Source organism: Paraburkholderia sp. MM5482-R2 (assembly GCF_050436125.1).
Taxonomy (GTDB): Bacteria; Pseudomonadota; Gammaproteobacteria; order Burkholderiales; family Burkholderiaceae; genus Paraburkholderia; species Paraburkholderia tuberum.
Window position 1 is genome coordinate 607808 of the sequence record NZ_JBNDLP010000002.1, and the last position, 13795, is coordinate 621602.

Consider the following 13795-nt stretch of genomic DNA (forward strand, 5'->3'; position numbering starts at 1 on the left):
ACGCCTCCCCGCATCCCTCCCCTCTTCGCAACTCGCGCTCAGACCGGAATCGGCAAATTCAGCCCCGGCGCGAGACGCGTCGTCTTGAACTCCGTCACCTCGTAGCGCGCGAGCTGTTGCAGGGCGAACGGATCGCTCGCGAGAATGCGATCCAGCCTGTCGCGCTCGATACGAACCGCGAGGATGATGCCGCCGTCGCGCGGCACTTTCGGCCCGGCCGCGACGAAGATGCCCGCGTCGAACTGCTCCGCGAGAAACGCGCGATGCGCGTCGAGCGCGTCGTCGATACGATCGAGCGGGGCGGTGTAGATCAGGTTGATCACGTACATGTTCGTTCTCAGGGGCGGGTGAGTGGGCCGTGCGCGGCTACGGCTCTGGATTATCGGTCAGCCGCGGGTTTTGCGTTGCGCTAGCCATTGCGCTTGCGCTCCGCATAACCATATGCGGTAAGGGTATTTCCCAACTTGCCGCCCATATGAAACAATTTTGGACTTGGCCGACGGCGCGCCAGCACGAACCGGAGCGCCGCCCATTTCATCCGACTCCGACATCGATCGGAGCCATCGACTCAAACGTCGAACCGCAACAGCGAGAATCACATGCAGCGCAGAAATATCCTCAAAGCCCTCACCGCAGTCGTCGCCGGTGCGGCGATCCTGACCAGCTTCGGCGCGCACGCCGACGACAAGGTCATCAAGGTCGGCACGATCGGCGGCCCGGACGCGCAGATCTGGGAAGTCGTCACCAAGGTCGCGAAGCGCGAAGGCCTGAACGTGAAGGTCGTCGAGTTCAACGACTACATCCAGCCGAACGCCGCGCTCGACGCGGGCGACCTCGACGCCAACAGCTTCCAGCACCAGCCGTACCTCGATAGCCAGATCAAGCAGCGCGGCTACAAGCTCGTCAACGCGGGCCTCACGTACATCTCGCCGCTCGGCGCGTACTCGAAGAAGCTGAAGTCGTTGAAGGACCTGCCGCAGGGCGCGAAGGTCGCGGTGCCGAACGATCCGTCGAACGAAAATCGCGCGCTGCTGTTGCTGCAGGCGCAAGGGCTGATCAAGCTGAAGGACGGCGCGGCCACGGGCGGCAACAACGCGACGCCGCTCGATGTCGTCGACAATCCGAAGAAGATCAGGTTCGTCGAGCTCGACGCCGCGCAACTGCCGCGTTCGCTCGCCGACGTCGACGCAGCCGTCATCAATACGAACTTCGCGCTGGCCGCCGGCCTGCAGCCGACCAAGGACGCGATCGCGCTCGAAGACATCCACAGCCCGTACGCGAACCTGATCGCCGTGCGCGCGAAGGACAAGGATCAGCCATGGGTGAAGAAGCTGGTCGCGGCGTATCAGTCGGAAGACGTGCGCCAGTTCATCAAGACGCAGTTCAAGGGTTCGACGGTGCCGTCGTTCTAAGCGACGCGTTCAGCGCGATCGCAAGCGCAGCCGCATGGCATCAGGAAAGGCACGCGCCGTACAGGCGCGTGCTTTTTTTATAGTTCCAGCTCCCATCTTTCGATCGTCAGATCCTGGCCGAAGCGGCGCTGCGCGGCGCTGCCGGCCAACTCGAACCCAGCGCGCTCGCAAAGCCGCCGTGGCTCCGCCAATGCGCTCGCGGTGGTCAGCGTGAGCTTCGTGTAGCCCGCGCGCCGCGCGAAGCGCACGCATTCGCTGAGCAACTGCGTGCCGATGCCGAGCTTCCGCACGTCCGGTTCGACCCACAGCAGGCGCACGCCCGCGACCGTCGTCGAGACCCCGACGAGGCAAACCGAGCCGACCACCAGACCCTCCTGTTCGGCGATCCAGCACTTCTCGCGCAGCGGATCGTTGCGCTGCGCGTACTCGGCGACGACGCGCGCGAGCAAGCCCTCGAACGTGTGATCCCAGCCGTACTGCGCGGCGAACCACTGCGCCTGACGATGCACGAGCCAGCCACATTCGCCGGCGCGCGGCTGACGCAGCACCACGAGCTCGTGCTTCGGCTTGTCGCCGAGCAGGCGCTCGATCAGCTTCATCGCGGCGATCAACTGCTCCTGCGATAGCGCGCTGAGTCTGTCGAGCAGGCCGAGTGCTTCGTGGATGGCGGCGGCGTCGAGCGGCGCGTAGATCGCGTGGCCGTGCTCGGTGAGCGCGATCAGCGACTGGCGTGCGTCGGTGTCGGACGGACGGCGGGTGATCAGCTTGCGTCGCTCGAAACTGCTCAGCAGGCGGCTCAGATAGCCGCTATCGAGCCCGAGTGCGCGCCCGAGCACCGACGCGGTCTGCGCGCGGGCGCGCGATAGCTCGTGCAGCACGCGCACTTCCGTCAGCGAGAACTCGCTTCGAGCCAGATGCTCGTGCAGGGCACCGATGCATTGGGTATAGAAGCGATTGAAATGGCGGACGGCCTGAGCGCGCCGCAGCGCCTCGGAATCTGTCAAGGGCGGCTCCCCGGGACTTTTTATGGTCGGTACAGCGCACTATATCGGCACGACCCTTATTTACAAAGCCACTCCACCGCCGCGAGACACCAACTGGTATTAAATAGGTATTGATTATTTGGGCTGTTGATACCACCAGGAGCCGATAACGACTCGCTGGTATCGTCAAATGCGTGCGATGCGGGAAAGTCCCTGGTCTGCAAATCCCTCCGACGGAGCCGTTGAATCCCGCTGTGATCCGCACTCAGCAAGGCTTTCCGGCGATCCGGACCGGCATGGAACCAGTCCGTTGACTGGTATTATGTTGGTTATATAATGGGCTCTCAATTTTCCGGGCTGTACTGCTCGCGGCGTCCTTGGAGCCCCATGGAAACTCGCTGGTCCGCATTGATGCCTGACGTGCGCAACGTCACGCCGCTCTACCTGCAGCTCGCGCGCAACCTGGCGACGGCGATCCATTGCGGCGTCTGGTCGGCCGGCGAGGCGCTGCCTTCCGAGCGTACGCTGTCCGACGCGATCGGCGTATCGCGCGTCACCGCGCGCAAGGCGATCGAACTGCTGGTCGAGCAGGGGCTGATCCGGCGCTCGCGCGGCGCGGGCAGCTTCATCACGCCGCGCGTCGAAGATCCGCTGTCGCGTCTCACCGGCTTCACGAAGAAGATGCAGCAGCGCGGTTTCCGGCCCGATTCGGTCTGGCTCGAACGCGACGTGCGCGCCGCCAATCGCGACGAGCTGCTGCGCCTCGGCTTGTCACCCGGCGCGGCCGTCGCGAGCCTGCGGCGGCTGCGGCGCGCGGACGGCATCGTGATGGCGGTCGAACATTCGGCGCTGCCGGTCGCGATCGTGCCTGATCCGCTCGTGATCGGCGACTCGCTGTACAGCTATCTCGAGCAGCGCGGCGCGGCGGTCGTGCGTGCGTTGCAGCACTTCCGCGCAGTCAACGCGTCGAGCGAAATCGCCGCGCTGATGGACATCGAACCGCGCACCGCGCTGCTGGTCATCACCCGGATCGGCTACTGCGCGGATCAACGCGCAATCGAGCTGACCGACACCTATTGCCGCGACGACTACTACGACTTCGTCGCTGAATTGCGCACCTGAGCTGCGCGGCCCTCGCAGGCCGCAAGTCCGGCGGACGCCATTTGCCGCATACGTATCACGCACCAGAGAGACTCATGCTGACCGGAAACATACTTACCACCGAAGGGTGGATCCACGGCACGCTCGAATACGAAAACGGCCGCATCACGACGCTGTCCGGCGAGCGCGTCGATCCGACGACGAACGACGCACCGTACATCCTGCCCGGCTTCATCGATCTGCACGTGCATGGCGGTGGCGGCGCCGACGTGATGGAAGCTGGCGACGCGATCGAAACGATCACCCGCACGCATGCGCGCTACGGCACCACGAGCCTGCTCGCAACGACCATGACCGCGCCGCGCGACGAGCTGATGAACGTCGTCGCCGGGCTCGGCAATGTCACGCGGGTGCGCACGCCGGGCTGCGCGCGCGTGCTCGGCGTGCATCTGGAAGGGCCGTACATCAACCCCGGCAAGCTCGGCGCGCAGCCCGACGCGGCGGTATCGGCGGTGTTGGACGAGGTGCTCAGGTATCTGTCGATCGCGCCGATCCGCGTCGTCACGCTGGCGCCCGAGATCGCCGGCCACATGGAGATCATCTCGGAGATGGCGGCGCGCGGCGTACGCGTGCAGCTCGGCCATTCGCTCGGCACCTACGACGACGCGGTCGCCGCGCTCAAGCACGGCGCGTGCGGCTTCACGCATCTGTTCAACGCGATGTCGCCGCTGCATCACCGCAACCCTGGCCTCGTGGGCGCTGCGCTTGCGCACGCCGAATACGCCGAAATCATTCCCGACCTGCTGCACGTGCATCCGGGGGCGATCCGCACCGCGCTGCGCGCGATTCCGCGCCTCTATGTGGTGACGGACAGCACGTCGGCCACCGGCATGCCCGACGGCGAATACCGCCTCGGCAGCCAGCACGTAACCAAGTGCCTCGGCGGCGTACGTCTGGCCGACGGCACGCTCGCGGGCAGCACGCTGACGATGGATCAGGCGCTGCGCAATCTCGTCTCGATCGGCCTGCCGATCGCCGATGTATCCCACCGTTTGTCACGCTACGCCGCCGACTATCTCGGCATCGAGGACCGCGGCCGCATCGCGCGCGGTGCGTGGGCCGACGTGGTCGTATTCGACCGCGAGCTGGCGCTGAGCGCGACCTACGTCGAAGGAGAAGCCATTGTCGAATATGCTTAAGGAAGCGCTCGCGTCCGCCGCAACAGTAGCCGAGCAGCTCAAGGACACCTCGCGCGTCGCGGCGCTCGCCGCGAAGCTCGCGCAACAGCCGCGCCATGTCGCGCTGACCGTCGCGCGCGGCAGCTCGGACCATGCCGCCAGCTACTTTGCATCCCTGACGATGAGCCGCCTCGGCGTGCCGGTCGCGTCGCTGCCGATGTCGGTCGCGACGCTGCAGCAGGCGCCGCTGCAGGTGCGCGACCAGCTTGCGCTCGCGTTTTCGCAATCGGGCAAGAGCCCCGACCTCGTCGGCACGATGAACGCGTTGCGCGCGGCCGGCGCATTGACGGTCGCCGCCGTGAACGCACCGAGCTCGCCGCTCGCCGACGCGTGCGAATGGCATCTGCCGCTCGTAGCCGGTCCCGAGCTGAGCGTCGCGGCGACCAAGAGCTATATCGCCATGCTGTCGATCTCCGCGCAGCTGGTTGCGCATTGGCAGAACGACGCCGAGTTGCTCGATGGACTGAATACGCTGCCCGACGCGCTGGAACGCGCGGGCCGGCTCGACTGGTCGATGGCCGTGAACGAGTTGCGCGGTATCGAACGGATGATCGTGATTGGCCGCGGTCTTGGCCTCGCAATCGCGCAGGAAGCCGCGCTGAAGCTGAAGGAAACTTCCGGCATCCAGGCCGAAGCGTTTTCGAGCGCGGAAGTGCGTCATGGTCCGATGGAGCTGATCGACCGCGACTATCCGCTGCTCGTGTTCGCGCCGCGTGGCCCGGAGCAGGCGGGTCTGCTGCAACTCGCGCACGACATGAGCGCGCGCGGCGCGCGCGTGCTGCTCGCGGCGCCCGATGACGTCACGCAAGCCTCGCTGCCGCTCGTCGCCACCGCACACGCAGCGCTCGATCCGATCGCCGCCATCCTGTCCTTTTACGTGATGGCCGCGGATCTTGCCGCCGCGCGCGGGCGCAATCCCGACGCGCCTCGCCATCTCAACAAAGTCACCGAAACTCACTGACGAGAATGACGATGCGACGTGTCGAGAAGTCCAACCTGATGAGCCATTCCGAGAATCACATTGTTTTGCTTGCACCGCTGACCGGCCCGGTCGTGCCGCTCGCGAAGGTGCCGGACCCGGTGTTTTCGGGCGGCATGTTCGGCGACGGCATCGGCGTCGATCCGCTCGAGGGTCGGCTCGTCGCGCCATGCGACGGCGTCGTCACGCATCTCGCGCGCACCGGCCACGCGGTAACGCTCGAGAGCGCCGAGGGCGCGCAGATTCTGCTGCATATCGGTATCGACACCGTCGGACTGAACGGCAAGGGTTTTGCGCCGATGGTCGAGCAGGGCGCGCAGGTGCGCGCCGGTGACGTGCTGATCGAGTTCGATCTGGACCAGATCGCGCTGAATGCGCCGAGCCTCGTCTCGGTGATCGCGATTGCGAATTCGGATGCGTTCGAGGTGATCGAGCGGGCGCCGAACGGGCATGTCAAGGCCGGCGAAACGACGCTGCTGGTGCTGCGCGCGCGCGAGGGCGTCAGCCACGACGCGGTGCGCGAGGCGAGCGCCGCGCACGTGATGGACGAAGCGCGCCGGCAGATCACGCTGACGCATGCGGGCGGCCTGCATGCGCGGCCCGCGGCGCGGGCGCGCGAAGCGGCGCGCGGCTTCGACGCACGGGTCGAGGTGCGCTACGACGGGCGCAAGGCGCCGATCGAAAGCGTGGTGGGTTTGCTTGGACTCGGTGCTGGCGAAGGCGCTAGCGTCGAGTTGCTCGGCGTCGGTCCGCACGCGCAGGCGGCGGTCGATGCAATCGCTGACGAACTGACGCGCGAAGCGCACGGCGAGGTCGAACCGAAGCGCGAACAGAAAGCGGCGCGGCCAGCGGCCGCACCGGCGGCAGTCGTTGCGGCGCACGCCGCGGGCGAGCCGCTCGCGCCGAACACGCTCGCGGGCGTGTGCGCCGCGCCGGGCATCGCGCTCGGCAAGCTGGTGCGCTGGGACGACGCGGATCTCGAGCCGCCGGAGCAGGCGAGCGGCACGTCGGCGGCGGAAAGCCGTCTGCTCGACAAGGCGATCGCGACCGTCGACGCCGATCTCGACACGATCGTGCGCGATGCGTCGCAACGCGGCTCGGTGGGCGAGGCGGGGATTTTCGCGGTGCATCGCGTGCTGCTCGAAGATCCGACACTGCTCGACGCCGCGCGCGATCTGATCAGCCTCGGCAAGAGCGCCGGTTTTGCGTGGCGCGAAGCGATCCGCGCGCAAGTAGGCATCCTGAGTAATGTGGAGGACGCACTGCTCGCCGAGCGGGCCGCCGATCTGCGCGACATCGAAAAGCGCGTGCAGCGCGCGCTCGGCTACACGAGCAGCGCGGCTCGCACCCTGCCGGACGAGGCGGTGCTCGCGGCCGACGAATTCACGCCGTCGGATCTGTCGTCGCTCGATCGCACGCGCGTGACCGCGCTCGTGATGGCACGCGGCGGCGCGACCTCGCACGCGGCGATTCTCGCGCGTCAGGCGGGCATTCCGGCGCTGGTCGCGCTCGGCGACGCGTTGCATGCGATACCCGAGGGCACTCAGGTGGTGGTGAACGCGAGCACCGGCCGGCTCGAATTCGCGCCGACCGAACTCGACGTCGAACGCGCGCGACGCGAACGCGCCCGCCTCGCCGACGTGCGCGAAGCGGATCGCCGCACGTCGCAGCAGGCAGCGGCGACCTCCGACGGCCGCGCGATCGAAGTGGCCGCCAACATCGCCACACTCGACGACGCGAACGCCGCGGTCGACAACGGCGCGGACGCGGTCGGCCTGCTGCGCACCGAGCTGCTGTTCATCCACCGCCCGGCCGCGCCGAGCGCGGACGAGCATCGCCACAGCTATCAGGCGATCGTCGATGCGTTGCGCGGCCGCACCGCGATCATCCGCACGCTCGACGTCGGCGCGGACAAGGAAGTCGATTATCTGACGCTGCCGCCCGAGCCGAACCCCGCGCTCGGCCTGCGCGGCGTGCGCCTCGCGCAGGTGCGCCCCGATCTGCTCGACGACCAGCTGCGTGGCCTGCTCGCGGTGCGTCCGGTCGGCGCCGTGCGCATCCTGCTGCCGATGGTCACCGATGCGGGCGAACTGATCCGCATCCGCAAGCGTATCGACGAACTTGCACGCGAAGCGGGTAGATCGGAGCCGGTCGAAGTTGGCGTGATGATCGAAGTGCCGTCGGCTGCATTGCTCGCCGATCAGCTCGCGCAGCACGCCGATTTCCTGTCGATCGGCACCAACGACCTGACCCAATACACGCTCGCGATGGACCGCTGCCAGCCCGATCTCGCGGCGCAGGCGGACGGCCTGCATCCGGCGGTGCTGCGCCTGATCGCGGCGACCGTCGAAGGTGCCGCGAAGCACGGCAAATGGGTCGGCGTGTGCGGCGCGCTCGCCGGCGACCCGCTCGCGATGCCGCTGCTGGTGGGCCTCGGTGTGACCGAGCTGTCGGTCGATCCGGTCTCCGTGCCAGGCATCAAGGCACGCGTGCGCACGCTCGACTATCAGCTGTGTCGCCAGCGCGCCCGCGATGCGCTAGCGCTCGACTCGGCGCAGGCGGTCAGAGCCGCAAGCCGCGCCACGTGGCCCCTCGATTGAAACACTAACGAATTTGAGAACCCGCACGCCGTGCGCCCGGCAGCACGTCTGCCTTCACGCGCGGCGCGATTCTCCGTATAGCTGCACCACTCAACCAAGACCTACCCCTACGAGACAAAATTGGAGATACCGATGGATGGAAATCCGTTTCTGAAGATTCAGCGCCTGGGACGCGCGCTGATGCTGCCGATCGCGGTGCTACCGGTGGCCGGCCTGTTGCTGCGGCTCGGCCAGCCCGACGTGTTCAACATCAAGATGATCGCCGATGCGGGCGGCGCGATCTTCGACAACCTGCCGCTCCTGTTCGCGATCGGCGTGGCGGTCGGCTTCGCGAAAGACAACAACGGCGTCGCGGGTCTGGCTGGCGCGATCGGCTATCTGGTGCAGATCGCGGTGATGAAGGACATCAACGACAAGCTCAACATGGGCGTGCTGTCGGGGATCATCGCGGGCATCGTCGCGGGGCTGCTGTACAACCGCTACAAGGACATCAAGCTGCCCGACTACCTGGCGTTCTTCGGCGGCAAACGCTTCGTGCCGATCGTGACAGGGGTGGTCTGCGTGGTGCTAGGCATCGTATTCGGGCATGTGTGGGAGCCGGTGCAGAACGCGATCGACGTGGCCGGCCACTGGCTCACGACGGCCGGCGCGCTCGGCGCCTTCGTGTTCGGCGTGCTGAACCGGCTACTGCTCGTCACGGGCTTGCATCACATCCTCAACTCGCTGACGTGGTTCGTGTTCGGCACCTTCACGCCGGCGGGCGGTGCGCCCGTCACGGGCGACCTGCACCGCTTCTTCGCTGGCGATCCGACCGCGGGCACCTTCATGACCGGCTTCTTCCCGGTGATGATGTTCGGCCTGCCGGCCGCATGTCTCGCGATGTATCACGAGGCGCCGAAAGAGCGTCGCGCGATGGTGTTCGGCCTGCTGTTCTCGATGGCGCTCACGTCGTTCCTGACCGGTGTGACCGAGCCGATCGAGTTCAGCTTCATGTTCCTCGCGCCGGTGCTGTATGCGATCCACGCGCTTCTGACGGGTCTGTCGCTCGCGATCTGCTCGGCACTCGGGATTCACCTCGGCTTCACGTTCTCGGCGGGCTTCATCGACTACGTGCTGAACTTCGGTCTGTCGACGAAGGGCTGGTGGGCGATTCCGCTCGGCATCGTGTACTCGGTCGTGTACTACGGTCTGTTCCGCTTCTTCATCCGTAAGTTCAACATGGCGACGCCGGGCCGTGAGCCCGCCGCTGCCGACGAGCAGGTCGAGTCGTTCGCGGCGGGCGGTTTCGTCGCGCCGGCGGCTGGTGCGGCCGTGCCGCGTGCGCAGCGCTATATCGCGGCGCTCGGTGGCGCGGCGAATCTGTCGGTCGTGGATGCGTGCACGACGCGTCTGCGTCTGTCTGTGGTCGATACGGGGAAGGTCTCGGAAAGCGAACTGAAGTCGATCGGTGCGCGCGGTGTGCTCAAGCGCGGCACGAACAACGTGCAGGTGATCATCGGACCGGAGGCGGACATCATCGCCGATGAGATGCGTACGGCGATCGCGCAGGGTCAGGGCGACGCGGTGAAGGCGGCGGGTGCTGCTGTATCGGCGCCGGCTGCTGCCGCGGCGGCTACCGCTGCCGCGCCGGTCGCGCGAAACGCTGGGCACGCCGATGACGCGCAAGGCGGTCCGCTCGATCCCGATCCGCTGCGCTGGCTCGCCGTGCTCGGCGGCGCGGGCAACGTGGTGTCGCTCGATGCGGTCGCGGCGACGCGTCTGCGGGTAGTCGTGCGCGATCCGTCGGCGGTCGATCGTCAGCGCCTCGCGACGCTCGATACCGCGTGGGTGTCGACCGACACGTTCCATATCGTCGTCGGCGAGGCCGCGCAGCGCTATGCGCAGAAGCTGGCCGAGCGCCTGTCGTCGCAAGGCGGCGGCGCGGGCGCGGCGCCGGTGCCGGCGTGATCGGTTGATGGCTGTCGAGCGCTGTTGAGTTGCACGGCGATCGCAGCACGCCAATAAAAAAGCGGCACCTGGTCCCAAGGTGCCGCTTTCGCGTTTACGACCAGAGCGTGGCGCCTAGCGAGTCCCTCGCTTTGCCGAGCGCGCCACCTCGCGCGATTCGAGCCACATCACATTGACGACACCGAACGCCAGAGCGACGCCAACGCCGAGAATCCAGCTGAAATACCACATCGCCAACTCCTGTTTGCTGTTGAAGCGTCGTGCCGGTCAATACATCGAATGGTGGTTTTCCTTGATCGCCGCGGCGGTCACCTTGCCGCGCATCACGCGATACACCCAGCCCGTATAGAGCAGGATGATCGGCAGGAACACGATGACGGCGAACAGCATGATCTCGAGCGTCAGGCGGCTCGACGTGGAATCCCACATGGTCAGGCTGCTGCGGCCGTCGAGTGACGATGGCATGATGAACGGGAACATCGAGAAGCCCGCGGTCAAGATCAAGCCGACGATCATCAACGACGTCGACAGAAACGCCGTCGCCTCGAAGCGCGAACGCGCGAGCAGCACCGCGAGCACCCCGCCGAGGAGACCCGCGAGCGGCGCAATCGCCATCCACGGGTAGAGCGCGTAGTTGTTCAGCCACAAACCCGGCGCGCCGATCACGGTCTTCATCAACGGATTGGAGACGGCGTCGAGCGGCGGCGCGTCGACGATCTGATAGCCGCCGATCATCGTCGCGACGAGCGCGCCCGCGACGAGAAACAGCACCACCGTGCACAGCGCCGCGAGCCGCAGCGCCTTCGACGCGCGCTCGTGAACCACCCCATCGGTCTTCCACTTGACGAACGCGGCGCCGTGCGCGGCCAGCATCGACACGCTGACGAGTCCCGTCAGCAGCGCGAACGGATTGAGCAGGCCGAAGAAGCTGCCGTGATAGGTGACGCGCAGATCGGTATCGAACGAGAACGGCACGCCTTGCAGCAGATTGCCGAACGCGACACCGAACACCAGCGCCGGCACGAAGCCGCCGATAAAGAGGCCCCAGTCCCACGCGTTGCGCCAGCGCGGATCCTCGCGCTTGCCGCGATAGTCGAAGCCGACCGGACGGAAGAACAGCGCGAACAGCACGAGCAGCATCGCGAAGTAGAATCCCGAGAAGGATGCCGCGTAGGCGAGCGGCCACGCGGCGAACATCGCGGCGGCCGCGGTCACGAGCCAGACCTGGTTGCCTTCCCACGTCGCGCCGACCGTGTTCACGACGATGCGTCGCTCGGAGTCAGTGTTGGCGATGAACGGCAGCAGGATCGCTGCGCCCATGTCGAAGCCGTCGGTGAGCGCGAAGACGATCAGCAGTACACCTATCAACACCCACCAGATCAGTCTGAGAACTGCGTAGTCCATATGGGTTTCTCCTCCGGGGCGGTGCAGCGGTGCGTCATGCGGCCGTGTTCGACAGTGGCTGCGTCACCGGCTGTCCGATCTCGTGGTGATAGCGGCCCGTATGCAGCGACGAAGGGCCGAGCCGTGCGTACTTGAACATCAGCATGATCTCGATGACGAACAGCCCCGTGTAGAACAGAACGAAGCCGCCGATGCTCAGATACAGATCGCGCGGCGTCAGCGTCGACGCGGCCAGGTTGGTCGGCAGAATGCCCGCGATGCTCCACGGCTGGCGGCCCATTTCCGCGACGATCCAGCCGAGCTCGGCGGCGAGCCACGGCAGCGGAATCGCGATGACCGCCCAGCGCAGAAACCAGCGACGCTTTTCGAGCAGCAACGTGCGCTGCGCGCAGAACCAGAAGGCGAGCACGAAGGTCGCGAGGAACAGCAGGCCAAGGCCGACCATCGTGCGGAACGAGAAGAACAGTGGCAACACCGGCGGAACCGTGCTTCTTGCCGCCGCGGCGATCTGGTCTGGCGTCGCGTCGATGACGTTCGGCGTGAACCGCTTGAGCAGCAGGGCGTAGCCGAGATCGTCCTTGTACTTGTCGAACTCCGCATGCGCCTCGTCGCTGGAGTCGCCGCCCTTTAACCGCTGCAACGCCGAATAGGCGAGCATGCCGTCCTTGATGCGACCTTCGTTTTGGGCGATCAGGTCGCGCAGGCCGACCACGGGTTCGTCGAGCGAGCGGGTCGCGATAATGCCGAGCGCGTACGGCACACGGATCGCATAGTCGGTGCGTTGCTCTTTCTGATTGGGGATGCCAAATATCGTGAACGGTGCCGGCGCGGGCGCGGTCTCCCATTCGGATTCGATCGCGGCGAGCTTGATCTGCTGGACTTCACCGGTGCGATAGCCGGATTCGTCGCCCAGCACGATCACGCACAGCGCCGACGCGAGGCCGAAGCCGGCGGCGATCGCGAACGAGCGCAGCGCGAACTCGGTGTCGCGGCGCTTCAACAGATACCACGACGACACGCCGAGTACGAACATCGCCGCGGTCACGTATCCAGCTGATACCGTGTGCACGAACTTGACCTGTGCAACCGGGTTGAAGATCACCGAGCCGATGCTGTCGAGCTCCATGCGCATCGTCTGATAGTTGAACTTCGCGCCGACCGGATTGTTCATCCAGCCGTTGGCAATCAGAATCCACAGCGCCGACAGGTTCGAACCGAGCGCGACACAGAACGTGACGATCAGATGCTGGATTTTTGACAATCTGTTCCAGCCGAAAAAGAACAGACCGACGAACGTCGATTCGAGGAAGAACGCCATCAGCCCTTCGACGGCGAGCGGGACGCCGAAAATGTCGCCGACGTAATGCGAGTAATAAGCCCAGTTGGTGCCGAACTGAAACTCGAGCGTGAGGCCGGTCGCGACGCCCATTGCAAAGTTGATGCCAAACAGCTTGCCCCAGAACTGCGTCATGTCCTTGTAGATCTGCTTGCCGGTCATCACGTAGACCGATTCCATGATGACGAGCAGCCAGGCGAGACCGAGCGTGAGCGGCACGAACAGAAAGTGATAAAGCGCCGTGATGGCGAACTGGAACCGCGACAGTTCTACGACTTCGCTAACGGGCATGTTGATCACCTCGAGACGGATGCGGGGCGGGCACCGACAGCAGCGCCTGCGCGACCTGCTCAGGCGGCAGCATCATGTGCTGCGCCTGTGGATGATTGAAGAATGTGTACTTGAGCGCCATCAGTAGGACGAACTTGATGGCGAGGATGATGGCGATATCGCGCGCCAGCGTTGGACCGCGCGCCCACCTGGTGAACCGGCCGCGCAAGCGCGACCGGACAGTGCTGCTGCGATTCAGGGCTATGGTCATGATCGGTCGAAGACGACTTCACGCCGGTGAGTCCGGCTGGATCCAGACCGCCCTGGCCGTCAGGCAGTCTGGCGAATGCATGCCGATTGTAGGAGGTGAACCCCGCGCGCTCAGGTTTAGCCATGCGGCAACACGTCGCGAAACTTGCCGCGTCTGTGCAGTATTGCTACCGGACTTGCGATACGTCAAGAAACGCTTACCGGCCTCGACAGGCCGGCTTGCGGATAGGCCGACGCGAATGCGCGGCCGTGTGG

The 13795-nt window shown here is 65.9% G+C and carries 12 protein-coding genes; 6 read left to right on the top strand and 6 right to left on the bottom strand.

The window, feature by feature from the left end; genetic code table 11:
- Nucleotides 1–38 precede the first annotated feature (38 nt).
- Nucleotides 39–329: a YciI family protein gene (locus OKW37_RS05865; protein ID WP_018419317.1), complete on the bottom strand. Its 291-nt coding sequence runs from the start codon at nucleotides 327–329 to the stop codon at nucleotides 39–41.
- 270 nt (nucleotides 330–599) lie between these two features.
- Between OKW37_RS05865 and OKW37_RS05870 the strand changes: the two genes are divergently transcribed.
- Entirely contained in the window at nucleotides 600–1412 is an 813-nt protein-coding gene (locus tag OKW37_RS05870) for a MetQ/NlpA family ABC transporter substrate-binding protein (protein WP_429356550.1), read from the top strand.
- Between the two features lie 77 nt (nucleotides 1413–1489).
- Here the strand turns inward: OKW37_RS05870 and OKW37_RS05875 are convergent, their stop codons facing one another.
- Entirely contained in the window at nucleotides 1490–2416 is a 927-nt protein-coding gene (locus tag OKW37_RS05875; protein ID WP_429407572.1) for a bifunctional helix-turn-helix transcriptional regulator/GNAT family N-acetyltransferase, read from the bottom strand.
- Nucleotides 2417–2782: 366 nt separating this feature from the next.
- Here OKW37_RS05875 and OKW37_RS05880 point away from each other — a divergent pair, with 366 nt between their 5' ends.
- From OKW37_RS05880 to nagE, 5 genes are all read left to right on the top strand, one after another.
- Nucleotides 2783–3517, top strand: coding sequence for a GntR family transcriptional regulator (locus tag OKW37_RS05880; RefSeq protein WP_429407570.1), 735 nt, complete (start codon nucleotides 2783–2785; stop codon nucleotides 3515–3517).
- Between the two features lie 74 nt (nucleotides 3518–3591).
- Nucleotides 3592–4695, top strand: coding sequence for an N-acetylglucosamine-6-phosphate deacetylase (nagA, locus tag OKW37_RS05885; RefSeq protein ID WP_090802908.1), 1104 nt, complete (start codon nucleotides 3592–3594; stop codon nucleotides 4693–4695).
- The gene (locus OKW37_RS05890; protein WP_187612619.1) at nucleotides 4679–5695 is read left to right on the top strand and encodes an SIS domain-containing protein; all 1017 of its coding nucleotides are present in this window, start codon (nucleotides 4679–4681) and stop codon (nucleotides 5693–5695) included. The genes nagA and OKW37_RS05890 overlap by 17 nt, the downstream gene beginning before the upstream one ends.
- Before the next feature lie 11 nt (nucleotides 5696–5706).
- Nucleotides 5707–8313, top strand: a complete 2607-nt coding sequence (gene ptsP / locus OKW37_RS05895) for a phosphoenolpyruvate--protein phosphotransferase (protein WP_429407567.1) — start codon at nucleotides 5707–5709, stop codon at nucleotides 8311–8313.
- Between the two features lie 132 nt (nucleotides 8314–8445).
- Nucleotides 8446–10260, top strand: coding sequence for an N-acetylglucosamine-specific PTS transporter subunit IIBC (gene nagE, locus OKW37_RS05900; RefSeq protein ID WP_429407565.1), 1815 nt, complete (start codon nucleotides 8446–8448; stop codon nucleotides 10258–10260).
- 114 nt (nucleotides 10261–10374) lie between these two features.
- Here nagE and cydX read toward each other — a convergent pair whose 3' ends face one another.
- From cydX to cydP, 4 genes are read right to left on the bottom strand one after another with little or no spacing between them, the layout of a single operon-like run.
- The gene (gene cydX, locus OKW37_RS05905; protein ID WP_184062516.1) at nucleotides 10375–10491 is read right to left on the bottom strand and encodes a cytochrome bd-I oxidase subunit CydX; all 117 of its coding nucleotides are present in this window, start codon (nucleotides 10489–10491) and stop codon (nucleotides 10375–10377) included.
- 36 nt (nucleotides 10492–10527) lie between these two features.
- Nucleotides 10528–11664 carry a cytochrome d ubiquinol oxidase subunit II gene (gene cydB / locus OKW37_RS05910; RefSeq protein ID WP_429356554.1) on the bottom strand — a complete coding sequence of 379 codons (1137 nt, stop codon included), beginning with the start codon at nucleotides 11662–11664 and terminating at the stop codon, nucleotides 10528–10530.
- Nucleotides 11665–11698: 34 nt separating this feature from the next.
- Complete coding sequence (locus OKW37_RS05915) at nucleotides 11699–13291, bottom strand: cytochrome ubiquinol oxidase subunit I (protein WP_429356555.1); 1593 nt, start codon at nucleotides 13289–13291, stop codon at nucleotides 11699–11701.
- Nucleotides 13281–13541, bottom strand: coding sequence for a cytochrome oxidase putative small subunit CydP (gene cydP / locus OKW37_RS05920; RefSeq protein WP_429407562.1), 261 nt, complete (start codon nucleotides 13539–13541; stop codon nucleotides 13281–13283). Before cydP ends, OKW37_RS05915 begins: the two co-directional genes overlap by 11 nt.
- Nucleotides 13542–13795 lie beyond the last annotated feature (254 nt).